This is a genomic window from Pseudomonas sp. MF7453, from assembly GCF_016405455.1.
GTDB lineage: Bacteria > Pseudomonadota > Gammaproteobacteria > Pseudomonadales > Pseudomonadaceae > Aquipseudomonas > Aquipseudomonas paralactis.
The window spans coordinates 242,184-266,303 of record NZ_JAEKCN010000002.1 but is presented as its reverse complement, the minus strand read 5'-3'; the positions used below and the strand labels follow the sequence as shown (position 1 = coordinate 266,303).

Genomic DNA, 24,120 nt, shown 5'->3' with positions numbered 1-24,120 from the left:
GTTTTTCGCGAGCAAGCTCGCTCCTACAAGGTATTAGAGCTCGCGTACTACCCGAAAGCCAATCCAGTCCCCGCGTGTCTGCGGGTAGATGTTGTTGCGATTGCCCGAGCGTGAAAATACCGGTGCCTCGCCCCAGTCATTGCCGCGAATCTGGTAGGCCTCACAATTGGGCTCCATCCACGCACTGCCATCAGTCGGCGCGCCGACGTAGTTGGGGTGCTCGCAATCGGCTACCCGCTCGTACACATTGCCGTGCATGTCATACATCCCGAACGCATTCGGCGGGTAGCTGCCCACGGGCGACGAATAGCTGTAGCCGTCCGCCGGGCCGTAGGTGTTGGCGTGCCTGGCGATGCTGTAGCCCTTGCCCTCGTCGAACGGGAAGGGGAACGGTCCGGTGGTACCGGCGCGGGCGGCGTATTCACGCTGGGCTTCGCTGACCATGTGGTACGTGTGCCCGGTCTTCTTCGACAGCCAACTTACGTATTGCTTGATGTCGTCCATGTCCATGCACACGGCCGGCTGGCGTGGGCCCTGGGGGTAGCGCGGCTTGCTGGCGATGCATTCGCGACCGGGGCGGTCGTCGCCGTTGGCGATCTTCACGCCGCTCTGACGCACGTAACTGTCCCATTCGCCGGCGGTGATGTGGAAACGGCTCATGGCGAATGGTTTGGCGAAGGTCACTTCATGCATCGGGCCTTCATCGGGCTCGCGTCCCACTTCATCTTCCGGGGTGCCCATGGTGAAAGTGCCTGCGGGCAGTACCACCATCTCCGGGCAGTCCTTGCAGTCCTTGAAGACTTTGCCCGGTTGCGGGGCGGCGGCCTGGGCCAGGTTGGGCAGCAGGGCGCCGCACAGGGCGGTGAGCGCCAGGGCGGTCAGGGGTTTGAGTCGGGATGGAGTCATGTGGGCATCTCGTTCAAAGGGAAAAATGTCATAACCGCTGGCTCAGCAAGGTCATGAAGCGCTGGATCTCATCCGAGCTGTTGAGCAGGCCGGGCGAGGTTCGAATCACCGGGCCGACGTCACGGTCCACCGCGTCCACCACCACACGGTTTTTCATCAAGTAGGCCGCGACCGCATCGCTGTCCTGGCCCTTGACCCGGAAGAAGGTGAAACCCGCCGACAGCTCGGGGCTGCGCGGGGTGACTAATTCGATCTGCGAGTGAGCCAGCAACTGGTCTTTGAGTTCGGTATTGAGCGCATGGATACGCGCCTGCACCGGCGCCTTGCCCAACTTGAGGTGCAGCTTGAAGGCTTCATCGGCGGCCCAGCGATGCTCGAAGGCGTGGTAGCCACCGGGCGTCATGGTCGTGGCAAAGTCCTTGTCTTCGGAGAAGGTCGGTATCATCGGTGTGATGTATTTGTTTTGGCTCTCGCGGGCGCACACCAGGCCGGTGCCGCGCGGCCCGAACATCCATTTGTGGGTGCCAGCGATAAAGAAATCGCAATGCATGTCCGGGAAATCGAGGTTTTCCACGCCAAAGCCATGCACGCCGTCGACGATATAGAGCAGGCGGTCCTGCTCGTCGCGGTTGCGGTTATGTTCGGCCACCAGCTTGCCGATTTCACCAATCGGCAATTTCACGCCGCTGCCCGACTGCACCCACGTCATGCCCAGCACGCGAGTGTTGGGACGGATATTGCGCTGGATATTGCCCAGCACTTCATCGGTCGATACCCGATTGGCGTTTTCGAACAGGCGTATTTTACGAACCTGGGTTTGCTCCTTGCGCACTCTGAAATCCAGGCTGAACCCGGTCGCATAGTGTTCGTGCACGGTGGTAAGAATTTCCTGGTCGGCGCGCACCTTGATCCCGCCATAAATCATCGCCAGCCCTTCGGACGTGCTGCCGGTGAGGGCGATCTGCGCCGGCGCGGCCTTCAAGTAGCGGCCGGCCCATTCGCGTACCTGGCCTTCACGCTTCCAGGTTTCCTGAAGGTCCCAGTCCATTGCCAGTCCGGGGTTGCGGTCGATCTGTTGGCGGTAGCGCTCGATGGCCTCGCGCACAGGCTTGGGGTGCGAGGCCACCAGGAAGTTGGAAAAGTGCAGATAGTCCGGATCCTGGTTGAACAGCTGTTTGAGCCCCGTCCATGGGTCGTTGGTAGTGGTTGCCAGTGCCTTGGGCAGCAGTGCGGTGCCCAGCGGCAGGCTCGCGGCAAAGACGCCGGCCTGCTTGAGAAATGTACGGCGGTCGGTCATGGACTTACTTCGTGGTGGTTAGCGATTGGCCAATGGCTTGGCGGCTTTTTGTACCTGGTCCCACACCCGCAGGAAATTGCCTCCCCACAGCTTGGCGATATCGGCTTCGGAGTAGCCGCGCTGGATCAATTCGGCGGTGACGTTGCGCACTTCGCCGACGTTTTCCCAACCCTGGAGGCCGCCGCCGTCGTTGAAGTCCGAGGCGATGCCGACGTGATCGATGCCGATCTTGCGCACGGTGTAGTCAATCGCATCGCCCAGGTCCTTGAGGGTGGCCTTGGGTTCTTCCTCAAGGATGGCGTACAGCGCGCCGGCGTACTCGCCGAAGCGTTGCTCGGGCCAGGCGGCAATGATTGCATCGCCGGGCATCAAGGCCATGGCCAGGTTGGGCAGTGGCGGCAGGTCAAAGCGTGCGCGCAGAACGTTGAGCTTGTCCTGAGTCGCCTGGCTCAAAGGGCGCAGGTACGCGGGGAAGCCGACCACTTGCACCACGCCGCCACTGTTTTTGATCAGTTGCAGTTCCTTGTCGCTGAGGTTGCGCGGGATATCCACTGACGCCCGAGGCGCCGAATGGGACGCCACCATCGGCGTGCGGCTCAACTGCGCGACCTGCTCCAGGGCCTTGGTCGACATCTGCGACACATCGATGATCACGCCCAGGTCATTGAGACGATGCACCGCCTGCTGGCCGATCGGCGACAGGCCATCAAGGGCGTCGGGGGAGTCATTGAAAAACGGCAGCGGGCGCGACGAGTCGGACCAGGCGTTATTGCCGATGTAGCTGAACCCGAACATGCGCATACCGCGTGCGGTCCACAGGTCCAGTTGGTTCAGGTCGTTGCCCAGCGGGTAGGCGTTGAGCATGCTGATAAAGATCGCGAACTTGCCTTCGCCGTGCAGGCGCCGCATATCGTCCGGGGTGTAGGCGATGCCCACCTGGTTGGGAAAGTCGCGCACCATGCCGGAGATGATCTTGTAGCGCACCTCCTGCTCGTGGCGGGCCTCTTCGACAAAACCATCGGTGGGTTTGTGTGGGGCGTTATCGCCGTTCCAGATTTCCGGCCAGCCGAAGATCGTCAATGCGGCCCCCGACAATCTGCCTCGCGATGCCTTGGCCAGGTCGAACTGGCCGCTGCCATCCTTGTCGGCCTCATTGCCTGCCGTGCCGAAGTCCAGGGGCAGGGTGATATGGCTGTCGAACGACAACAGGCGATCCTGCATTTCATTGGCCTGCTTGATCACCTCCAGCGGGTAGCCGGCGTTGCCCTTGAACCAACGGTCCCAGACCAGAAAGCCGACCCCGGCGCCGATAGCCAGGGCCAACGGCAGGCCGATATACAACGCCTTTTTCGAACGTGATTTTGTCATTGCCATCTCAGTCAGTTGCGGCCTTTGCTATCAGGGAAGAACGAGCGCTGGCGGGGGAAATTTAGGCCGTGCGGGTGCGACGGTAAATTTCGGTGGGCTGCAAACGTTCTAGCTCTGATCAAGCCGTTTCCTAAGGTAGACAATGACAATCTCTCGACGAGGGTTCATCGCAGGCCTGGCGCTGACCGGCGCGGCCGTGCCGGCGGCCTTTTATGCCCATCGCGAGCTGACGCGGGAAGAAGAATTTCCCATCACCCCCGGCGAAGCCACGGTTGACCTGGCCGACACCCAGGGCCAGCACCTGGCCAACACCCTGCGCGGCGTCTGGAGCCTGCGCCTGGCAGGGCGCGATGCCGGCCTCAAAGGCTTGCCGCTGCACGGCCTGGAGCTGCTGCTCGACATCGCCCCTCGTGGCCGTGGCCTGCGTGGTTACCTGGATACCGCCGAGAACCTGCGCGCCGACGGCGAGCCGCGCTATCGCGTACTGGGCGATCTGCTGACGGGCGAGGGCGCCGTGCTCTATTGGCGGTTGATCGACCGCGACTCGGTTGGCGGCGTGCCGACCTATGAATTCAAGATGACCCTTGATGAAGTCTGGGCCGCCTTCGGCAATGCCGGCAGCGCCACGCTCAGTGGGCAAATCCTCGATCTTGAGCGCCCCCTGGCGTTGATTGAGCGCGATAACCGTTTTATTGCGCACAAACAGCTGTTCCCCGAGGCACGCCAGCGCATCGGTCTGAATCCCACCTTGCTGGCCTGGCTGGTTTCGCCCGAACACCGCCTGTTTCACCAGCTGTGGCACGCCACGCGAGACCAGTGGCACAAGCTCTCCGAAGAAAAGCGCGAGGCCTTGCGCGGTATCGGCTGGCAACCCGGGCCCCGTGGTCAGGAGCGCGATGCCCGCGGCAAACACAAGGACCGTAATGGCTCGGGCATCGACTTCTTCTTCATGCACCGGCATATGCTCGGTACTGCGCGCTCCATGCAAGACCTGCCGTCGTGGCCGCAATTCCCCGCGCCGCAACCGGCGCTGGAGCGGGACCGCCTGGGGTTTGTGCGCTACTTCGACAACCACGACGGCTTCGCGCTGCCGCCCTGTTGGTCGGCGCCGGACGACGCCGACTACACCCAGTGGGTCAGCGACATCAAGGCGGCCGAGACCTATCACAGTAATTTCCAGGTGTGGGAATCCCAGTACCGCGACCCGCGCTACCTGGCCAAGCTCACCCTGGGCCAGCTGGGCTCGGAGATGGAGTTGGGCCTGCATGATTGGCTGCACATGCGCTGGGCCTCGGTGCCGCGTGACCCGTCCAACGGCGCACCGGTGCCGTTCGCCCGCGACCCGGCAGATTTTGCGGCACGTTGGTATGCGCCGGAGAATGACTTCCTCGGCGATCCGTTTTCATCCCACGTCAACCCGGTGTTCTGGCACTTCCATGGCTGGATCGATGACCGCATCGAAGACTGGTTCCGCGCCCACGAGCGCTTCAACCCGGGCGAAGTACGCCGCCTGCAAGTCAACGGCGTGGCCTGGTTTGCGCCGGGCCGCTGGGTTGAAGTGGACGACCCCTGGCTGGGCCCGGACACCCACGGCTGCAGCACCACACCGGGGCTGCAACAGGGGCGTTCGATGGAAATGGACCCGGAAATCATGAAGCTGGCCCTGCGCATCACCTTCGGTGCCGATGAGGAGCTGCTCAAGGGCCTGTTCAAGCGCGTGCCCAGGCGGCCCTGGTATGCGCGGCACTTGAAGGTCAAACGCGAACGTTAAGCGCCATTGGCGGCTATCTAGGTTACCGATATGGCTGCCGAATACAGGCCACTGACACTTCGCGGGTCTCTCATTTTATTGATCAGATACAACTCGTTGAATTCAGACACGGTATAGCCCTCGGCCCGTTTGAGTGGCTGGAACAGATGGCTGGTTTGCCCACTGTTAAGCACGCGTTCGATGCCGCTGCGCATGGACGCCTCAGTGGTGAATTTGGCGAGCCCGAAATTGGGGTCGTAATAGAACCAGGTTTTTTTACCATTCAGAATCCTGACGGCGGCTGTTACGCCATGCTTTGGATTGCCGATGAGCAAGGCTTTGGAGGTGGTGGCCGTTGCCAGGTCCGAGATGATCATGTCGTACGTGGCTTTGCGGGTGAGCTGCCCGGAATGAAAGTCATCTCTGAGGATGGTCTGGAACCTCTCCAGGCTGTTGCGGAATCGTTCAGTATTAGGGTGTTTGGGGTGCGCCATACTGAGAAAGAAATTCTTTATCAGTGTGTCTTCGGCGTCGTCGAGAATGGCCAACGCCATGGTGTTCGACAAGGCTGCGCAGTCGCCCGAGGACGGAATATTCACCTGACTCAGATAATAGCCCTGCGGCATGGCGATCACTGTGCCGCCGGCGGCCGTGATGTCATCCGTGAATTTTCTGCTCGTTGCCAAGCTTGTTTCAAGCAGTCGATTTTGCATATGCCGGAACAGGGCACCCACTTCTGCAGGTGACAGCGCTGGGGTCAATATCAGCTCGCGCAATTGATGCATTTTCATCGTCGGCGAGAAGCCCGCGATTGCGTCTGGAATACCCCTTGCGAACCCCTCTTCAAACTGTATTTGTTGCGGTGTCGGGTGGAGGCCGGGCACGGGGTTTTGTGGCGTAATGAGCGTCTCGTAGTGTGCTCTGACTTTTTCTGGCAGGGCCTCCAACTCGTCGATACGCTTGGACAGGCTACCCAGTATTGCGGGTGAGTCGATGGAGTCCATGGCCAGTTTTTTCAGCTGGCTGATGCCCAGTGCCGCTGAGTAGCCAGAAAGGCTGGACGCGGCGACCGTGCTGTACCCTTGATGGAACGCAGCCTGGCCTGTTGTAGTTGCGGTTGCTGCTGCAACCGCGTCGTTGAAGGCCTCTGCTAAAGGAATATCGCTTTTCGCCGGATTGAGCCATCCGGTGATCCAGTCGCTGATGATGCCGTTGATTTCACCTTGGGTTGCCAGCACTTTCGGGGTGAAGTCCTTGATTGGCGCACCGTAGGGTTGGCGGGTGACGGGATCGTAGTGGTGCCACTGATCGTTTTTGAGTACCGCAACCCCCTCAACGGAGTGTTCGCCGGACTTGGTTGAACCGAGCAACGCGCTGCCATGCTCCTGACTGAGAGCCTTGAGCCACTCGTGGCTGTGACCCGTTTTTTGTAGGTTAGCCAGCCACGCTGTAGTTTTGGTCACTCCTTTGCTGAGCAGGTTTGCTCCTCCGACGGCCAGGTCAGCCAAACCGTCCATGGGATTCAGGTTGCTCAGGGTGACCATGCCGACCATTTTGCCTGTCCGTGCGATTTTGGATGCGAGGGACGCGACACTGCCGGCGACCCTGGTCAGTTTGCCGATGTTGGCCGCGCCGGCTGTCAGAAAACCAAATACATCCAGGGCCAAGTCAAATCCGCCCTCGACGTTGTTACCCTTTTTAAAGTTTTCAATCGCCGAGCGGAAAGGAATCAAATTCATGAAGAATTCGTCGATTTGATGAGCTTTTGCGTTAGCCAGGTCCTGGGTCGTCTGCCCTCTGGCGTATCGTTCGATGTCCGGGTCGTCGAGGTTGTAGTGCTCAACGAAAACATCAGCAATGTCCTGTGTGCGGGGCGTGGAAAAACTATCAATCGCGCCCGCCGCACCGGCGCGTTCTTTTGCGTGATGACTGCTGACGTTTTTGGGTATGAACACGCGGGTACCCAACTCTACGTCTCCCGCATCCCTGGATGTATGCTCTCTCACCTCCCACCTGGCAGCCGGCACGATCGTGCCTCGGGCGAGGTCGATCCGATAGCCGGTGGATTGGCCGTTGCGTTCAATTTTTACCAACAGGTCCTTTTTATAGACGGGATCGGACTTGCTCCAGAAACCCAACCGAGTAGACGACTCTCGATAATAAGTAATCTCGCCGTACTCAAAGTGCTTGCGGTCTTCGAGTGGCAGTTGGGCAATCAAATGCTTGACCGTTGTATTCAGGGCGACCTTTTTTTGCTTGATCGTGTCTTCGAATCGTTGTTCGAAGGTACCGCGTATCCCAAATCGATAACGGGCATTCATATCCTGGATGGGAATGCGTTTGTCCAATGCTTCGAAGACATAGGGCAACTCCAGATCCATCATTGCGAAGTCCAGCATCGAATGACGACCGTATAACCAGGTATGCTCCTTAGTCTGCCCTGTGCGCGTAGCGGTACCGGTCTTGATGAGTTTCTGTTTAAACAGGTCGCCCAGATCGCCGTACCGTTCCACCAGCATCTCCAGGGCCATTTTTTCACGCGTGGGCAGTTCCAGGTCCATCGCCCGGGAGGCGCTGAGCATGATTTGTTGTCGGGCATTGAAGGTGGTTATGAGGGTTTCCAACTCTTGCTGTGTGTATTGCCTGTCGTCCCTGGGGGCGATCAGGTGCTGGCAGATTCCCCAGTCTACCAAGGCCGTCATCTGGGCGTGCCGAGCGGCATCGGGTTGCTCCAGCCGGGCGCGCTCGCCCTCCAGCATCACTTGAGCGTAAGTCATATTCGGGACTTTTCCCGGCGTACCGGCTTCGATGGCCGTCGCCGCGATGACCAGGTTCAGCCAAGCCGCGCTGCCATAGTTCACGGTGGGCGGAATGTCCTTGATCAGATAAACGGGGGCTTTCTTCGCCAGTAGAGCGTACGCGCCCACCTTGGACAGTGCCGGGCTGATCCTGCCGCTGTCGCTCAAATGCTTGCTCAATGCCTCCACCACCGTAGCAGCGGGCTTACCCCAGTGTTTCTCGTTTGCCAGGTCCAATCCCGCCACCTTGTTATGTCGAGGGGCCGTGATGGATTCGGGGTCCAATTGCAGGTTAATGGCTGCCATCAGATAGTCTGCGGCGCTATTGTCCGTGGCGATACCGCTTGATTGCTCTTGCAGATGTTTACCCAGCGCTTGCCCGGCGCGGCCATTGAGCAGCGCTTCCAGCGCCTGGGCGGGGTCACTCGGTAGCTCGGGGGAGAGCGGGTGCTGGGCCAGCAGAGCATCCAGGGCATTCGGGAAGTCTGACCTCATGGAGATAACGCGCAGCCGGGTCTGCTCCGCCTGACTCAAGGGCACTGACCATGACAACGCGCCGCCGAAATTACCCAGCGGTTGGGTCAGGGCCGCATGTTTCACTATGTTTATCAGTTCAGTCAGAGCAAGCAGGGTGGTGGGTACGGCCCAGCCCTTGGCCCTGATAAAACTTTCCAGTGTCGCGCCTTCACTGGGGCGCATAGGGAACGATGAGTCAGGGTGGATATCCAGCGGCGCGCTCAAGGCGGCCCGTATTGCCTGGGGCGTGGCGTTTGCGTCCAGTTGTGTCGCAGCTTCGGTGAGGTTGTTGGTCAGCGTCTGCAGGTTGTGTCGGTCGCCGAACCCTTCTGTGTAGGTTGTCGGTGCAGAAGTGGACAGCCCGGATACCAGGGCTGAGGGTTGGTTTGTCTGCCCGGTGACGCCTGCCTGGCTGGGGGGCACGGCGGGCATTGGGGTATGGAATGGCGTGTTATACCAATGTCGTTGGGTGTGCAGGGGGGCGCTGAGCATGGGCGGGTACTCGTAGGTAAATATCTGAGAGGCCGGTTTCCTAAGGCGTGCGTCTGTATTTCAGACGCGATGTTGGGTGAAGGAAAAGGGCGTAAGGGTTCCTCTGCAGCGGGCCGGGGGAATGTGACCAATCGCAACAGGTAGCCCACGCAAGCCCGCGCGGTTTAACGGGGCGCTACCCATCGTGATTGCGGTAGCTTTACAAAGTTTGTGTCGATAGCTATCCAAATCGCAGACGAAAAAAAACCGGCTGATCAGGCCGGTTTGGAGTGTCCCGCCAACAGTGCGGGTTATACGTGGGTGCTCAGCAGGCGGTCAGCACCGCCTTCAGCCAGGCCGCGTTCCTGCAAGCGGTCGGCACCACCTTCGGCCAGGCCACGTTCCTGCAAGCGGTCGGCACCACCTTCAGCCAGGCCGCGTTCCTGCAAGCGGTCAGCACCGCCTTCAGCCAGGCCGCGTTCCTGCAAGCGGTCGGCACCGCCTTCGGCGAGGCCGCGTTCCTGCAGGCGGTCAGCACCACCTTCAGCCAGGCCGCGTTCCTGCAAGCGATCCGCGCCACCTTCGGCGACACGGGTTTCTATCAGACGATCGGCACCGCCTTCAGCGACTACAGGGTGGGCAAAAGCGTTTGCAGCCAGTACCGAGAAAGCGAGGCTAAGCAGGATTTGGCGTTTCATGATGATGTGCTCCGAATGCTTTAGTTGGGTGCCGTTTGGCATGGGTTTGATGTTACGCGTTGCATTTTTTAAGAGAACTTCATTGCGCTGATGGTGACTATCGACGCCAGCGATGGTCCCGCTTGCGGGGCCATCACCGTGACCGTCATGGCATCTGCGGCAGTTCGTTGGGGCGCAGGTCAAACACCAGCACCTCGGCGTCCTCGCCATGGCTCAGGCGGATCTGGCGCTCGTCCCGCACCCGCACGCCGTCGCCTTCCTGCAAGCGCTGGCCATTGAGTTCAACGCTGCCGCGCGCTACGTGGATGTAGGCGTACCGCTCCGGTGCCAGTTCCAGGCGGGTGCTTTCGTCGCCGTTGAACAGCCCGGCATACACCCGTGCATCCTGACGAACCTTCAGCGAGCCGTCGGTGCCGTCCGGCGAGATGATCAACTGCAAGCGCCCGCGTTTTTGCGCTTCGCTGAAGTGTTCCTGTTGATAGCGCGGCTTGGCACCCGCCTTATTCGGCACGATCCAGATTTGCAGGAAGTGCACGCCAAGCCGCTGGCTGTGGTTGAACTCGCTGTGAGCCACGCCGCTGCCGGCGCTCATCAACTGCACATCGCCGGGGCGGATCACCGAGCCGGTGCCCAGGGTGTCCTTGTGTTCCAGGGCGCCTTCAAGCACATAGGAGAAGATCTCCATGTCGCGATGAGGGTGCTGGCCGAAGCCTTTACCTGCGGCGACACGGTCATCGTTGATCACCAGCAGGTCGGAAAAACCCTGTTCCTTGGGGTTCCAGTAGTTGGCGAAGGAAAAGGTGTGGAACGACTTCAACCAACCGTGATTGGCGGCGCCGCGTTCGGAAGCTTTGCGAAGGGTCAGCATGGTCCAGTCCTCAAGTGAGCGCAGGCTGCGAGATGCAGGGCGCTGGCGTTGAGAAGAAGGTTAATGGTTAACGAATGATTGATTAAGAAGATGAAAATACAATAACTGTCGCTTTAAGGTTGACAGTAAAAGTCGTGCCATAATGCCCGCCGCACTTCTTTTCGATGGACATTTCCCGCTTATGAAAACCGTGGCCATGGCGCTGTTTCCGGACTTCCTGCTGCTCGATATGGCCGGGCCGCTCGAAGTGTTTTCGATTGCCAACCGTTACCTGCCGACTGCCGATCACTACCAGATACTGACCATTGGCACTGAGCCAGGCCCGTTGCGGGCCTCCAACGGTGTGATGGTCCAGACCGATCTGCTGCTGGACCAGGCCCAGGCGGCCTATGACCTGCTGCTGGTACCGGGCGGGCCCGGCGCCTATAACGAATGCCACCCTGCGTTGCTGCCCTGGCTGAAGGCAGCCGCGCCGCGTGCCCGGCGTTTCGGCTCGATCTGCACCGGGGCCTTTGTACTTGGCCATGCAGGCTTGCTCGACGCGCACCGCGTGACGACTCACTGGCACTACACCGAGCGCTTGATCAAGGCCTTTCCCAACGCCATCGTCGAGACCGATCGCATCTACTTGCAGGACGGGCGCCTGATTACCTCGGGGGGCGTTACTGCTGGTATTGACCTGGCCCTGTCGATTGTCGCCCAGGACCATGGCAAGCAAGTGGCGGTGGACGTGGCCAAAGTCCTGCTGGTGGTGATGAAACGCCAGGGTGGCCAGGCCCAGTTCAGCCCCATGACCGCTGCGGTAGCGCCTCAGGAAACCGCGATCACCCGCGTACAGAATCACGTGCTCGCCCATCTTGATCAGCCATTTACTATCGAGTCCATGGCCGAACTGGCTGGCATGAGTGCACGCCATTTTGCGCGGCTGTTCGCCAAGGACGTGCAGATGACGCCCATGGCGTTTTTGCAGGGCGCGCGCATCGACCGGGCCCGGCAACTGCTGGAAACCACCGACCTGCCGCTCAAGACCGTCGCGTTCCACGCAGGCTTCGGCAGCGTGCGGCATATGCGCTTTTTGTTCAGTGAGAAACTGGGCCTGAACCCAACCCAATACCGACAACAGTTCAGTTAACGACACAATGTCCGTCTGAGGCACTCGATTGTCCGTATCGCTCCCCGTGCCAGCATTGTCCTGTCATCGCTAGCTGGCAAGATAGGGCCGAGCCCATGGAAAAGGATGCGCAGGCACTCAAGCACGGGTGTTTCAGCGCTGTTACGGACATGCAAGATTCTGCGACGCTGAGCTTCGGCCCCTATACCTTTCATCGGCAACAGCGCCTGGTCAGCAAGTCTGGCTGGCCGGTGCCGTTGGGCGGCCGTGCTCTGGATATTCTGGCGGTGTTGCTGGAAGCGCCGGGGCAGTTCATCAGCAAGGCCACCTTGATCGAACGGGTCTGGCCCAACAGCATCGTCGAAGACAATAACCTGCGCGTGCATATTGCCGCGTTGCGTCGGGCACTGGACGGGCAACGCCTGATCCTCAATCACCCCCAGCGTGGGTACTGCTTCACCGGCCTCGTGCAAGCGACTGTGCCGACGCAGCCGGCCGCGCATAACCTGGCTGCCCGGCTCAGCCCGGTATTCGGTCGAGACGAGTGGGTGAGCCAGTTGGCGCGGCGCTTGTCCGGGCAGCGCTTGCTGACCCTCACCGGCGTGGCCGGCGTCGGCAAAAGTACGCTGGCCCTGGCTCTGGCCGAGCGCGTGTTGCCGCGCTATCGCGACGGGGTGTGGTGGCTCGACATGGCCTGCGTGCAAACGCTTGGAGAACTGCTCGCCAGCCTCGCCACGGTCGTGCAACTCACACCCACCGACAGTCTCGATGAGGTATCTCGTCAGTTGGCCTCGCGCCAGTTGCTGGTGGTACTCGACGGTGCGGACCTGCTGCTGGGTGCCTGTCGAAAACTGGTGCGCGCACTGCGCGAACGAGCGCCCGAAGTGACTGTCCTGATCAGCAGTCGCGAAGCCTTGCTGGCGCCCGGCGAGTGGGTGTCGCGTGTACCCCCGCTGACGCTGCCATCAGCTTCGGTGTGCCGCAGTGTCGAGCAGGCCATGGCGTGTCCCGCGGTGCAACTGTTCGTCGCCCGCGCCCGTGCCAGCCAGCAGGATTTTGTGTTGCGGCCGCAGGACCTGGCGCCGTTGCGCGATATTTGTCGGCGCCTGGACGGTATCCCGTTGGCGCTCGAACTGGCGGCCGCCCAAGTCGATGCACTGGGCATCGGCGCAGTGCATCAGCAATTGCGCAGCGGCTTGCAGGGGCTTACGCGCGGGCGCCGCACAGCGCTGGAACACCATCGATCCATGAGCGCTGCCCTGGAGTGGAGCTACGAGCGTCTGAGCCTGCCGCAGTGTTGGCTGTTCTTGCAGTTGGGCTTGTTCAAGATGGCGGTGACCTTGCCCACTTTAAGCGAGATGGTGCGCGGTACCGAGCTTGAGCACGCCGACCTGTCTTATCTGCTGGCGCGTCTGGTCAATACCTCGCTGCTGGTCATCGAACCGGGCTTGGGCCTGCCGCGTTACCGGCTGCTCAACTGCGTGCGCAGCTACGCTTTGGCGCAACTGCGTGATCCGGCTCAGGTGCAGCGGTTGCAGCAAGGTTATGGCGACTGCCTGGACGTGATTTCAGGCCGGCCGTTTGTCCTGCAACTCATCGAGCAGGCCGCGCACGCACAGTAGGTCCCGGGTGGCGAAGCCTTCGGTAAATTGCGCGTGGATCGGACTCAGCAGGTCCCTGGCCGCCAGAATGCGCCCTTGCTGTTGCCACAGTTGCGCCAGGGAGTAAGCACACCGCAACTCCCAGGCGAGGGCGCCTTGCTGCTGTGCCAGGCCAAGCGCCTGGAGCAACAGCGTTTCAGCCGCACGGCTATCACCCTGGCGCGCCCACTGTTCGGCACGCACCCGCAGAATTTCCGCGGCGCACCAGCCGGCAGCACCGCTGCGTGCCCTTTCAAAGGCGGCCTCGTCGGCTTCACAGCAGCCGAGTGTGATCAAGGTGTCCTTGATCAGTCCCAGCCCCTGCAAATGCTGTTCACCCAGGATGCCGGCGTAATGTCCGGCCCAGGTCTGGAACAGTTGCACCGAATGCTTGTGGGATTGCTCCAGCAGCAGCGTTTGCAGCGTTTGAGCGTCCTGTTCGGCGCCGTTGTAGCGGGCGATTACCACGCCGGCCAACGCCAGGGTGTAGCAGATCGATGTGCCATGATTGATCTGCAGCGCCATCTCCAGCGCCTGGCTGGCTGTACGCCAGGCGCGCTCGGGAAAACCCTGTAGCCACAGGACTCTCGCCAGGATGGTCAGGGACGCGACGTTTTGATCGTATTGCACGCCAACGCCATGGGCGAAGCGGTTCACATGGCCACTGTGGGTCATGCGCTGCAGCACCTGCTCGGCATGATGACGGGCCAGCGCTTGATGACCCATGTAGTGCTGGCCCAGCGCGCGCAAGCGTTGAACGCTGAGGTCCAGCAGCGGCTCGGTGCGCGGGTCCAGGCGTTCGAACTGTACGCTTTGCTCCAGCGCCTCGGCATAGCGCCCGGCACACAGGTTCACGGCCATATGGCCTGAGACTGCCCGCAACTGGCCGGCCCGGTCTTGATTGATTTCGGCCAGCCGTGCAGCTCCCACAAAGGCTGCAACGGTCTGGGGCGCGGGGCCCAGGGCATGGTACGAAAGACTGCCCAGGGCCAACTGCAATTGCAGGGTCAGTTGGTTGCAAGGGGCCTTGACCTGATCAATCAGCGCCAGGGCCTTATGCACATAACCGCCATGCTCGCGTAATAACGACAGCTCCTGCCACAGCGGCATCGCGCTGACCGTCAGGCGAATGGCCAACAGGTGCTCGTTTGTCTCGCTAAAGCCCCAATCGAGGGCGGCGCGCACGTCCTCGCGCAGCGGTGCGTAACGTTCGATCCAGGGTTGCGTGGCGATCAGTTCCCAGTCGCCTTGCGCCTGTTCCATCAGCGTCAGGCACCTGGCGGCGTGACGTTCTCGAGTGGTTTGCAGCTCGCCGGCCTGGCTGAGCTTTTCCAACGCGTAGGTACGGGTGATATCCAGCAGGCGATAAACCATCTCGTCATCGCTGGCTTCCACGTTTAACAGTGACTTGGCCACCAGTTGGGTGATGGAACCGAGCACCTGTGCCGGTGCGATATTGTCCCCGGCGATCACCGCCGCTGCGCTGACCAGGCTGAAGCCACCGCGGAACACGGCGAGCCGGCGCAGGCAGATTTTTTCGCATTCGGTGAGCAGGTCAAAACTCCAGTCGAGGGTGGCCCGCAGAGTTTGCTGGCGGGGCAGGGCACTGCGCCGTCCGCGGGTCAGCAGACGGAAGTTGTCCTCCATTTGTACCAGCAGCCCCTGCAAGCCAAAGCGTTCGATCTGCGCGGCGACCAGTTCGATCGCCAGGGGAATGCCGTCCAGGCGCTGGCAAATATCAATGGCCAGCGGCAATTCGGCTTCGCTGAGGGCAAAGCTTTCCTGATGGGACATCGCCCGCTCGATCAGCAATTGCATGGCCGGGTAACCCAGCGCCTGGGCCCGGTTGCCGGTGGCGGGCGGGCAGGCCAGCGGTTCGAGGCGTTGTACATGTTCACCCTCGGCGCGCAGGGCTTCGCGGCTGGTGCTGAGAATGTGCAGGTGCGGCGCATGGCGCAACAGGGTTTCGCTGATCAGGGCAATGTCGTCGAGCAGGTGTTCGCAATTATCGATCACCAGCAGCATCTGGCGCGCCTGCAGGCTGCGGGCGAAGCTGACCAGTGGCGCATTCTCGCCGGGCGTGAGGCCCAGCAGGGCGGCGAGGTTGGGCAGGATCATCGACGCGGCGCTCAGCGGCGCCAGGTCCAGCAGATGAATCCCATCGCGGTAATGCCCGATCAGCAACTCGGCGACACGCAGGGCCACGGTGGTTTTACCGATGCCACCGGCGCCGGTCAGGGTGATGAAGCGTTGCTGCGGCAGTTGCTGCACCAGGGCGTCGATCAGGGCCTGGCGGCCGATCATTCGCGTGCGTCGCAGCGGCAGGTTATGGCGCGGGCGCTGGGGAACGCCGTCGGTGGGTAGCGTCATCGGTTCGATGCTCAGTGGCGCAACAAAGCTGTAGCCGCGCTGGGCGACCGTGACGATATAGCGCTGCCCGGCCTGGCCGTCACCCAGTGCCTTGCGCAATGCCGCCATGTGTACCCGCAGGTTGCCGTCTTCCACCACGCTTCTGGGCCAGACCCGCGCGATCAGCTCTTGCTTGCTTACCACATTGCCGGCCTGCTCCAGCAGAATCAGCAGGATGTCCACCGCCCGCCGCCCCAGACGCAACGGGCGACCGGCCTCCAGCACCAGGCGCTGGCGCGGGTGGATGCAATAAGGGCCGAAGTGCACGGCCTGGTCGCTCAGGTCTGTCATGGTTGCCCTGGTTCTGGAGTAGGGGTTGGGCCAGCATATTCCAGCTGCACGAAGACCACTAGGCGGCGATCACGTCAGGCTTGGAGCGCGAGTGGTGATTTCGCCAGGTCATCGGGTTCACGCCTTCGCTGCGCGTGAACATATGACAGAAGTGCGCCTGGTCGCAGAATCCGCATTCCAGGCTGATTTGCGTGAGGCTCAAGGATGAACCCGTGATCAATTCCTTGGCCCGCAGGATCCGCTGTTGACGGATCCATTCCTGGGGCGACACTCCGGTGCTGCATTTGAAGGCGCGGGAGAAATGGCTGCGCGACAAGGCGCAGGCCTGAGCCAGGTCGGCGATGGCCAGGCTTTCACCGAGGTTGGCGAGGATCAGTTGCTTGGCGATGCGCTCGCGCCGGGGGCACAGGCCTCCGGTGGCGGACAAACGAGGGGCATATTGCTCTAGTCGGGCCATGACAAATATCCGCAGTCGATGGGAGCGTTCCCGTGAATGGATGCAGTGTAGACGTGGCTCATCTTGTTGCTCGGCCGCCTGGCTGACGAGTTAATCGTTGTTAATTTCGCCAGGTGCGCTCGCATAAAAGACAGCACGGCTATGCAATCCCGGACATCGAGGTCATGCTTTGCTTACCCCCTGTAAATCGTCTGGATACCGCCATGAACCGCAACGACTTGCGCCGCGTCGACATGAACCTGCTGGTGATTTTCGAGGCCCTGATGTTCGAGAAAAACCTGACTCGAGTCGCCGAAAAGCTCTTTATGGGCCAGCCGGCGGTCAGTGCGGCGCTGGGCCGTCTGCGTGATTTGTTCGATGACCCGTTGCTGCTGCGCAACGGTCGCGGCATGGAACCCACGCCACGGGCGGTGGCCATACTCAAGGAGCTGCAACCGGCCATGGACACCATCTCGGGCGCCGTCAGTCGCGCCAAGGATTTCGACCCGTCCACCAGTTGCGCGGTGTTTCGTATCGGCCTGTCCGATGATGCCGAGTTTGGGCTGTTTCCAGCGTTGCTCAGCCAACTGCGCGAAGAGGCCCCGGGCATCATCGTGGTGGTGCGCCGGGCCAATTACCTGTTGATGTCGTCGCTGCTGGCCAGCGGTGAAATCTCGGTCGGGGTGAGCTACACCACCGAACTGCCGGCCAACGCCAAGCGCAAAAAACTACGGGATATTCCCTGCAAGGTACTGCGCGGCGATGACGGGCAGGCGCCGCTGAGCCTGGACGACTACTGCGCCAGGCCCCACGCAATGGTGTCATTTTCGGGTGACCTTAGCGGCAACATCGACCTGGACCTGGCGCGCATCGGCCGCTCGCGGCGGGTGGTGCTGGCGGTGCCGCAGTTCAGCGGCCTGCGCGCATTGCTGGCGGGTACGCAGATCATCGCCACCGTGCCGGATTATGCCGCCTGTGCGCTGACCGAGGGCACGCGTTTGCGCGCCGAAGACCCACCGTTCGCAATTGATGCGGCAGAGCTGTCGATGGTGTGGAGTGGGGTGCATGACAATGACCCGGCAGAGCGCTGGCTACGCGGGCGGATTGCCGAGCATATGGCGGCGAACTGACTGTCGGTGATCCCCTGTAGGAGCGAGCTTGCTCGCGAAAAACCCACAGGCGCTGCGTTCATTTAGAAAGCGCGCTTTTTCGTTGACGGTTTTAGCGAGCAAGCTCGCTCCTACAGTGGGTAAGGCCCCTCCCACAACAGCACATACATCCAATTCTGCGCTTCCAATTCCCACCAAACTCCTCCCATCGCTTAATTCTGCGGGGGAGTCACCCAATCATGGACCCAACATCTAAAACCAGCTCTGACGAAGTCGTCACGCTGGTCGTCAAGCACCGGGTCAAGCCCGGCCGTGAAGCCGAATATGAAGCCTGGCTACGGCGCATCGTGCGTATCGCCGGCGAGCGTCCCGGCCACTTGGGCGTCGATGTGGTACGCAGCCAGCAAAGCGGCACGGCCCTGTTCACTTGCGTATTGCGCTACAGCTCCACCGATGCCCTGGAGCTGTGGCTTGACTCTCCACAACGCCAGGCCCTGATCGACGAAGCCGCGCCGATGCTGGCTGACGGCGACCAGACTGAAATCGGCGGCGCCAATGAGTTCTGGTTCGCGCCCCAGGCCGATGGCGCCGCCAAGCCGCCGCGCTGGAAGCAGGCGGTGGTCAGCCTGTTTGTGATCCTGCCGCAAACCTTGCTGTTGCCCTTTATCTGGGGGCCGATCCTGCGGTTGCATCCATTTTTGTCCAACTACGTGGTCTCGACCTTCCTGGTCACCCTCACCATTGTGCTGTTGGTGGTGTACCTGCTGATGCCAGCGGCCACCCGCCTGTTCGCTCCCTGGCTTGAAGCCTCTGTAAAGGAAACCCTATGAACGCCGATCTGATTTTGTTCAATGGCCAGTTCCACACTGTGGACCGGGAAAACCCACGCGCCACCGCCGTCGCCATCCACGACGGGCGCTTCGTCGCTGTGGGCACTGACGGCGAGGCCATGGCCCTGCGCGGCAGCGGCACCCAGGTGATCGACCTCAAGGGCCGCACCGTCATCCCCGGCCTCAACGACTCGCACCTGCACCTGATCCGTGGCGGGCTGAACTACAACCTCGAACTGCGCTGGGAAGGCGTGCCGTCCCTGGCCGACGCCTTGCGTATGCTCAAGGACCAGGCAGATCGCACGCCCACGCCGCAATGGGTGCGCGTGGTCGGCGGCTGGAACGAATTCCAGTTTGCCGAAAAACGTATGCCGACTCTGGAAGAACTCAACCAGGCCGCGCCGGATACCCCGGTGTTCGTGCTGCACCTGTACGACCGCGCCTTGCTCAACCGTGCAGCGCTGCGTGTGGCCGGCTACACCAAAGACACGCCGAACCCACCGGGCGGCGAGATCGTGCGTGACAGCAACGGCAACCCCACCGGTATGCTGGTGGCGCGGCCCAACGCGATGATTCTGTATTCGACCCTGGCCAAAGGCCCGAAGCTGCCGCTGGAATACCAGGTCAACTCCACCCGCCAATTCATGCGCGAACTCAATCGCCTGGGGCTGACCAGCGCTATCGATGCCGGCGGCGGTTTCCAGAACTACCCGGACGATTACGCGGTGATCGAGCAACTGGCCAAGGACCAGCAGCTGACGGTGCGCATCGCCTACAACCTGTTCACCCAAAAGCCCAAGGAAGAACTCAGCGACTTCAAGAACTGGACCGGCAGTGTCACCCTGCATCAGGGCGACGACTACCTGCGCCACAACGGTGCCGGGGAAATGCTGGTGTTCTCGGCAGCCGACTTTGAAGACTTCCTCGAACCACGTCCGGACCTGCCGCTGACCATGGAGCAGGAGCTGGAGCCGGTGGTGCGCCACCTGGTGGAACAGCGCTGGCCGTTCCGCCTGCACGCCACTTACGACGAATCCATCTCGCGTATGCTCGACGTGTTCGAGAAGGTCAACCGTGACATTCCGTTCAATGGCCTGCCGTGGTTCTTCGACCACGCCGAAACCATTACCCCGAAAAACATCGAACGGGTACGCGCCCTTGGCGGCGGCATCGCGATTCAGGATCGCATGGCGTTCCAGGGGGAGTACTTTGTCGAGCGCTACGGCGCCAAAGCCGCCGAAGCCACGCCGCCGATCAAACGCATGCTTGCCGAAGGCGTGCCGGTAGGGGCGGGCACCGATGCCACGCGGGTTTCCAGCTATAACCCCTGGACCTCGTTGTACTGGATGGTCAGCGGCCGCACGGTCGGCGGCCTGGAGCTGCACGCCGAGGGCTTGCCGCGCCTTACCGCGCTGGAATTGTTTACCCACGGCAGCGCCTGGTTCTCGTCCGAGCAGGGCAAGAAAGGCCAAATCAAGGTCGGCCAGTTGGCTGATGTTGCAGCGCTGTCGGCGGACTTTTTCAGTGTCGATGAAGAAGCGATCAAGTGGATCGAGTCGGTACTCACCGTGGTCGGCGGCAAGGTCGTCTACGGCGCCGGCGACTTCGAAGATTACGCACCGCCGCGCGTGCCGGTGCTGCCGGACTGGTCGCCGGTGGTCAAGGTGCCGGGGCACTGGCGCCCGACTTCGCCGATGCAGGCGCAGGTGCATCAATGCAGCGGCCCCTGTGGCGTACACGCCCACAGCCATGAAAAAGCCCGTCTTTCCAGCGTGCCGGTCAGCGACTTCCAGGGTTTCTGGGGTGCGTTCGGCTGCTCGTGCTTCGCCTTTTAATCAGCAAATCGAAGGAGTTAACCCATGACTTACAAGCGCTTGAACAAAGATGACGCCGTTGTCCTGCTGGTCGATCACCAAACCGGGCTGATCTCGCTGGTGCAGGATTTTTCCCCCAACGAATTCAAGAACAACGTGCTGGCCCTGGCCGACGTAGCCAAGTTCTTCAACCTGCCGACCATCCTGACCACCAGCTTCGAAAGTGGCCCCAACGGCCCATTGGTGCCCGAACTCAAGGCACTGTTCCCGGACGCGCCTTACATCGCTCGCCCTGGCCAGATCAACGCCTGGGACAACGAAGAGTTCGTCAAGGCCGTCAAGGCCACCGGCCGTAAGCAGATCATCATTGCCGGTGTGGTGACGGATGTGTGCGTTGCCTTCCCAACCCTGTGCGCCCTGGCCGAAGGCTTCGAAGTGTTTGTGGTCACTGATGCCTCCGGCACCTTCAACGAAACCGTGCAACAAGCCGCCTGGGCACGCATGACCGCCGCCGGTGCGCAACTGGTGAACTGGTTCTCGGTAGCCTGCGAGCTGCAAGTGGATTGGCGCAACGACATGGAAGGCCTGGCCAACCTGCTGTCGCCACGCATCCCCAACTACCGCAACCTGATGAACAGCTACTCGGCGTTTACTGCCAAGTAACCGGTTCTCGAAATTTGTCGGTAATCCCTTGTGGGAGGGGGCAAGCCCCCTCCCACATTTGATTTGTGGTGCTGCGACCAACCGGTTATAAAACAGCCCATCGTCCACCGAGTAGCGACAATGAACCCCTTCGAAGACATGCGCCTGTTCTGTCAGGTCATGGAGTCCGGCAGTTTCACCGCCGCCGCCGAGCAACTGGGCCTGTCCAAGCAGTTTGTCAGCCGCCGCCTGATCCAGCTGGAAGAACGGCTGGGCGTGCGCCTGCTCAACCGCTCCACGCGGCGCCTGGATGTTACGCCGCTGGGCCAGAGTTACTACGAATCCGCCTTGCGCCTGCTCAGTGATGTCGAGCAGGTAGAGCAGGGCATTGCCGGCCAGAACAGCGAACCGCGCGGCACAATCCGCCTCAGTGCGCCGCTTTCGTTTGCCATGGCGCATCTGGGTTGTCTGTTGCCGCTGTTCCTGCAGCGCTATCCCGACGTGTCGGTGGAGGTTGATCTCAGTGACCGCCCGGTAGACCTGATCGGCGAAGGCTACGATTTGGTGCTGCGCATCGGCACCCTGGAAGATTCCACCCTGATCGCCCGCCGCATCGCCAGCATCCCGCGGGTGTATTGCGCCAGCCCCGATTACCTGGCCCTGCGTGGCACGCCGCAAAAACCTGACGATCTTGCCGACCACGACTGCCTGCCCTACGGGCACGGGCGCCAGGTGCAATGGCGCTTCAAGGGTAAGCTGCAAGCACTCAATGTGAGCGGACGTATGCGGGTCAATAACGGCGATTTGCTGCGCGACACCGCCATCGCCGGCCTGGGCATCACTTACCTGCCGACCTTTATTGTCGGGGATGCCTTGAAGGACGGTCGCCTGGTTAGCCTGTTGGACGAATTCGCCCCGCAAGCCCTGACATTGTCGGCCGTATATCCCCAGCACCGGCAGAGCTCACGGCCAGTGCAGGCGCTGGTGGAGTTCCTGCGCGAACGCTTGGCTAGCGGCTGCTGAACAGCTGACGAATCAGAGTGGGCGTGCTGCCGGTCCAACGTTTGAAAGAGCGCCGAAAGTTCGCCGCGTCGTTGAAGCCTGAATCAGGAACGTGCGGCCTCTGAAAAAGCCCGAGCTGCCGTGCCTGCGCCCACCGAGGTTTTCGACAGCCGCCAGTACCAACCCTTGAGCAAGGCCGCGCCGGACTACCCCGAGCGCGCCTTGGACAAGAACCTCGAAGGCGACTGCTCAGTGGAATACACCGTCAACACCCAAGGCCGCGTGGAAAACCCCAAAGTACTGGACGGTTGTCACCCGTTGTTTATCCGGCCCTCGCCGCCGATGAGGGCGTTTCAGCAACATGCATTCAAGCGATCCCCTCGCGCATCGCAATACCCGGTTGTGCTCCCTGGCTGGGCGAACTCATGCGCTGCGCCAGATAACGCGCTGGCGGTTGGCCCGTGGCCTTGCGGAACATGGTGATAAACCCGCTGGCGTTTTCATAGCCCAGGTCCAGGGCCACGGTTTGTACGCTCTCGCCGTTGGCCAGGCGCTGCAACGACAGGATCACATGCAGCTGCCGGCGCCAGCGACCGAAACTCAAACCGATCTCTTCCAGCAGCAGGCGAGTCATGCTGCGTTCGCTCATGCCGATGCGCGTGGCCCACTCGCCCAAAGTGGACTTGTCGCCGGGGTTGGCGAGCAAGCTGTTGGCCAGTCGCGTCAAACGTGGGTCCTGGGGCATCGGTAAATGCAGGGCTTCGATGGGGGCCTGGGCCAATTCATCGAGCAATGTCGCCACCAGCCGGCCCTGGGCGCCGTCTTCATCGTAGAGCTGCGGGAAACCCACAGCCTTGCCGATCAATGCGTGCAGCAAGGGCGACACCGCCAGCGTGCAACATTGTCGGGGCAGGGCACTGGCGGCGTCGGGATCGATCAACAGGCAATACACATCCGCTTCCCCGGCGCCCCTTGCTGCGTGGGATACCCCGCCGGGAATCCATAAGGCGCATTGCGGCGGCACGATCCAGATACCGGCCTCGATCACACAATGCACCACGCCGCGCAAGGTGTAGATCAATTGCCCATGCTGATGATGGTGCGGGGTGTGCTCCCAGCGTTCGCAGGTACTTGAGGCACCTACGGCCACCACCGGGCGCGGGATCGCCGCGGCGTCGCGCACGCTGCTGGGGTCGTACTGGTCGAGGCGATGATGGACCATGCGGATGATTGCTCTGGCTGGATTGCGAAATATTCTGGCTATTTTGTGCAATGCCGTCCAGCGCGCAGGCTTTTATGATGAGAATAAATCTCATCCAAGGAGCTTTGCCATGCGACTCGACAGTTCAACTTTCCCCGTGGTGAAAATCGTGTTTGACGCCCCCAATGAGGGCGGGGCGCAAGATGCCTTCCTGATCTTCGAACGGCTGCTGGCGCGCAAACAACCTTTTGTGCTGCTGCACGAAAAAGCCGTGGATGAAAACAACCATGCCCACTCCCATGAGGAGCGCAGGCACGCTTCGATCTGGATGAAGAAAAACAAAGCGGCCTTGCGTGCGTACGTCAAAGGCATGATCCAGGTCGAACCCAGTGCGGCCAAGCGCCTGGCCCTCAAGCCATTTGCCGTGACGTTCGGCAAGGCCTGGGGGTACCCGCTGCTGGTGGTGGAGTCCAGCGACCGTGCCTGGGCACTGGCTGAGGATGTGCTGGATGAGCGGGTGTCGGATGCCGCGCATTTCTAAGCCGCGCCCTGGCTCGACAGCGCCTGTAAATGAACTACCTTGAGTGACGAGCCTTCCCACTCGGTACTCAAGTATGCGCAGCTTATGGACGCGGTATCTGGCGTTGCTGGAAAACGACCTGAGCACCCAGATTTTCGACAACGTGAAAAACCTGTTGGTGTGTGCGCTGTTGTTTGCGGCGGGCACCGATACGTTAATGGGGCGGCGTGAGTTATTTATCGGGGTGTTCGCCTCTAACATCGCCGGTTGGGGGCTGATTATTCTGTCGACGTTGTTGATGTTGTTGAATGTCAGCGACGGCATTCGCCGACTGGCCAAGCTGCCTTATCACCTGGCGCTGCAAGTGTTATTGATCCTGGTGTATGTGGTGATTGCCGAGCGGGTGGTAGAGATTGTGTGGGGCTTCCGCGCTCATTAACGTA

Annotated in this window: 19 protein-coding genes and 2 pseudogenes; 11 read left to right on the top strand and 10 right to left on the bottom strand. The window is 61.3% G+C overall.

Annotated features, from left to right (window positions below; translation table 11 throughout):
• Nucleotides 1–33: 33 nt before the first annotated feature.
• Genes pvdO through pvdM form a run of 3 tightly spaced genes read right to left on the bottom strand, consistent with a single transcriptional unit; the run spans nucleotide 34 to nucleotide 3,571 of the window.
• On the bottom strand, nucleotides 34–906 hold the full coding sequence (pvdO, locus tag JFT63_RS04755; protein WP_198843571.1) for a dihydropyoverdine dehydrogenase: 873 nt from the start codon (nucleotides 904–906) through the stop codon (nucleotides 34–36).
• 28 nt (nucleotides 907–934) lie between these two features.
• Nucleotides 935–2,203 (bottom strand): pyoverdine-tailoring periplasmic protein PvdN, encoded by a 1,269-nt coding sequence (pvdN, locus tag JFT63_RS04760; protein ID WP_198843570.1) that lies wholly within the window; start codon nucleotides 2,201–2,203, stop codon nucleotides 935–937.
• 18 nt (nucleotides 2,204–2,221) lie between these two features.
• Nucleotides 2,222–3,571: a pyoverdine-tailoring dipeptidase-like protein PvdM gene (gene pvdM / locus JFT63_RS04765; protein ID WP_198843569.1), complete on the bottom strand. Its 1,350-nt coding sequence runs from the start codon at nucleotides 3,569–3,571 to the stop codon at nucleotides 2,222–2,224.
• 142 nt (nucleotides 3,572–3,713) lie between these two features.
• Here pvdM and pvdP point away from each other — a divergent pair, with 142 nt between their 5' ends.
• Nucleotides 3,714–5,342, top strand: coding sequence for a pyoverdine maturation tyrosinase PvdP (gene pvdP, locus JFT63_RS04770; RefSeq protein WP_198843568.1), 1,629 nt, complete (start codon nucleotides 3,714–3,716; stop codon nucleotides 5,340–5,342).
• Between the two features lie 17 nt (nucleotides 5,343–5,359).
• Here pvdP and JFT63_RS04775 read toward each other — a convergent pair whose 3' ends face one another.
• The 3 genes from JFT63_RS04775 to JFT63_RS04785 all read right to left on the bottom strand — a co-directional run bounded on the left by JFT63_RS04775 (nucleotide 5,360) and on the right by JFT63_RS04785 (nucleotide 10,672).
• Nucleotides 5,360–9,127: a hypothetical protein gene (locus JFT63_RS04775; RefSeq protein WP_198843567.1), complete on the bottom strand. Its 3,768-nt coding sequence runs from the start codon at nucleotides 9,125–9,127 to the stop codon at nucleotides 5,360–5,362.
• A 290-nt stretch (nucleotides 9,128–9,417) separates the two neighbouring features.
• Nucleotides 9,418–9,804 (bottom strand): hypothetical protein, encoded by a 387-nt coding sequence (locus tag JFT63_RS04780; RefSeq protein ID WP_082629627.1) that lies wholly within the window; start codon nucleotides 9,802–9,804, stop codon nucleotides 9,418–9,420.
• Between the two features lie 145 nt (nucleotides 9,805–9,949).
• Nucleotides 9,950–10,672 (bottom strand): pirin family protein, encoded by a 723-nt coding sequence (locus JFT63_RS04785; protein WP_198843566.1) that lies wholly within the window; start codon nucleotides 10,670–10,672, stop codon nucleotides 9,950–9,952.
• Nucleotides 10,673–10,853: 181 nt separating this feature from the next.
• Between JFT63_RS04785 and JFT63_RS04790 the strand changes: the two genes are divergently transcribed.
• Together JFT63_RS04790 and JFT63_RS04795 are read left to right on the top strand one after the other, a co-directional pair.
• Nucleotides 10,854–11,804 (top strand): GlxA family transcriptional regulator, encoded by a 951-nt coding sequence (locus JFT63_RS04790; protein WP_057702739.1) that lies wholly within the window; start codon nucleotides 10,854–10,856, stop codon nucleotides 11,802–11,804.
• A 95-nt stretch (nucleotides 11,805–11,899) separates the two neighbouring features.
• On the top strand, nucleotides 11,900–13,405 hold the full coding sequence (locus JFT63_RS04795; protein ID WP_198843565.1) for a winged helix-turn-helix domain-containing protein: 1,506 nt from the start codon (nucleotides 11,900–11,902) through the stop codon (nucleotides 13,403–13,405).
• Here JFT63_RS04795 and JFT63_RS04800 read toward each other — a convergent pair.
• Nucleotides 13,352–16,123, bottom strand: a complete 2,772-nt coding sequence (locus JFT63_RS04800) for an ATP-binding protein (RefSeq protein ID WP_198843564.1) — start codon at nucleotides 16,121–16,123, stop codon at nucleotides 13,352–13,354. The genes JFT63_RS04795 and JFT63_RS04800 overlap by 54 nt on opposite strands.
• Before the next feature lie 58 nt (nucleotides 16,124–16,181).
• Nucleotides 16,182–16,580, bottom strand: coding sequence for a helix-turn-helix domain-containing protein (locus tag JFT63_RS04805; RefSeq protein ID WP_057702742.1), 399 nt, complete (start codon nucleotides 16,578–16,580; stop codon nucleotides 16,182–16,184).
• A gap of 203 nt (nucleotides 16,581–16,783) precedes the next feature.
• Here JFT63_RS04805 and JFT63_RS04810 point away from each other — a divergent pair, with 203 nt between their 5' ends.
• From JFT63_RS04810 to JFT63_RS04830, 5 genes are all read left to right on the top strand, one after another.
• A complete protein-coding gene (locus JFT63_RS04810; protein ID WP_057702743.1) occupies nucleotides 16,784–17,689 on the top strand; it encodes a LysR family transcriptional regulator in 906 nt (301 codons plus the stop codon).
• A gap of 218 nt (nucleotides 17,690–17,907) precedes the next feature.
• Nucleotides 17,908–18,498: an antibiotic biosynthesis monooxygenase gene (locus JFT63_RS04815; protein WP_198706834.1), complete on the top strand. Its 591-nt coding sequence runs from the start codon at nucleotides 17,908–17,910 to the stop codon at nucleotides 18,496–18,498.
• The gene (locus tag JFT63_RS04820) at nucleotides 18,495–20,333 is read left to right on the top strand and encodes an amidohydrolase (RefSeq protein ID WP_057702745.1); all 1,839 of its coding nucleotides are present in this window, start codon (nucleotides 18,495–18,497) and stop codon (nucleotides 20,331–20,333) included. Before JFT63_RS04815 ends, JFT63_RS04820 begins: the two co-directional genes overlap by 4 nt.
• 24 nt (nucleotides 20,334–20,357) lie before the next feature.
• A complete protein-coding gene (gene ycaC, locus JFT63_RS04825; RefSeq protein WP_005787666.1) occupies nucleotides 20,358–20,975 on the top strand; it encodes an isochorismate family cysteine hydrolase YcaC in 618 nt (205 codons plus the stop codon).
• A gap of 120 nt (nucleotides 20,976–21,095) precedes the next feature.
• Entirely contained in the window at nucleotides 21,096–21,977 is an 882-nt protein-coding gene (locus JFT63_RS04830) for a LysR family transcriptional regulator (protein WP_057702746.1), read from the top strand.
• Here the strand turns inward: JFT63_RS04830 and JFT63_RS04835 are convergent.
• Nucleotides 21,964–22,053 (bottom strand): annotated as a pseudogene (locus tag JFT63_RS04835) (helix-turn-helix domain-containing protein); the annotation flags it as partial. The gene JFT63_RS04830 and the pseudogene JFT63_RS04835 overlap by 14 nt on opposite strands.
• Nucleotides 22,054–22,055: 2 nt before the next feature.
• On the opposite strand from JFT63_RS04835, the pseudogene JFT63_RS30010 reads away from it, so the two are divergent.
• Nucleotides 22,056–22,439 (top strand): annotated as a pseudogene (locus JFT63_RS30010) (energy transducer TonB); the annotation flags it as partial.
• Here JFT63_RS30010 and JFT63_RS04845 read toward each other — a convergent pair.
• A complete protein-coding gene (locus JFT63_RS04845) occupies nucleotides 22,324–23,178 on the bottom strand; it encodes an AraC family transcriptional regulator (RefSeq protein ID WP_057702747.1) in 855 nt (284 codons plus the stop codon). The pseudogene JFT63_RS30010 and the gene JFT63_RS04845 overlap by 116 nt on opposite strands.
• Nucleotides 23,179–23,287: 109 nt before the next feature.
• Here JFT63_RS04845 and JFT63_RS04850 point away from each other — a divergent pair, with 109 nt between their 5' ends.
• Nucleotides 23,288–23,698: a hypothetical protein gene (locus JFT63_RS04850; RefSeq protein ID WP_198843563.1), complete on the top strand. Its 411-nt coding sequence runs from the start codon at nucleotides 23,288–23,290 to the stop codon at nucleotides 23,696–23,698.
• Between the two features lie 73 nt (nucleotides 23,699–23,771).
• The gene (locus JFT63_RS04855) at nucleotides 23,772–24,116 is read left to right on the top strand and encodes a hypothetical protein (RefSeq protein ID WP_057702749.1); all 345 of its coding nucleotides are present in this window, start codon (nucleotides 23,772–23,774) and stop codon (nucleotides 24,114–24,116) included.
• Nucleotides 24,117–24,120: the final 4 nt, after the last annotated feature.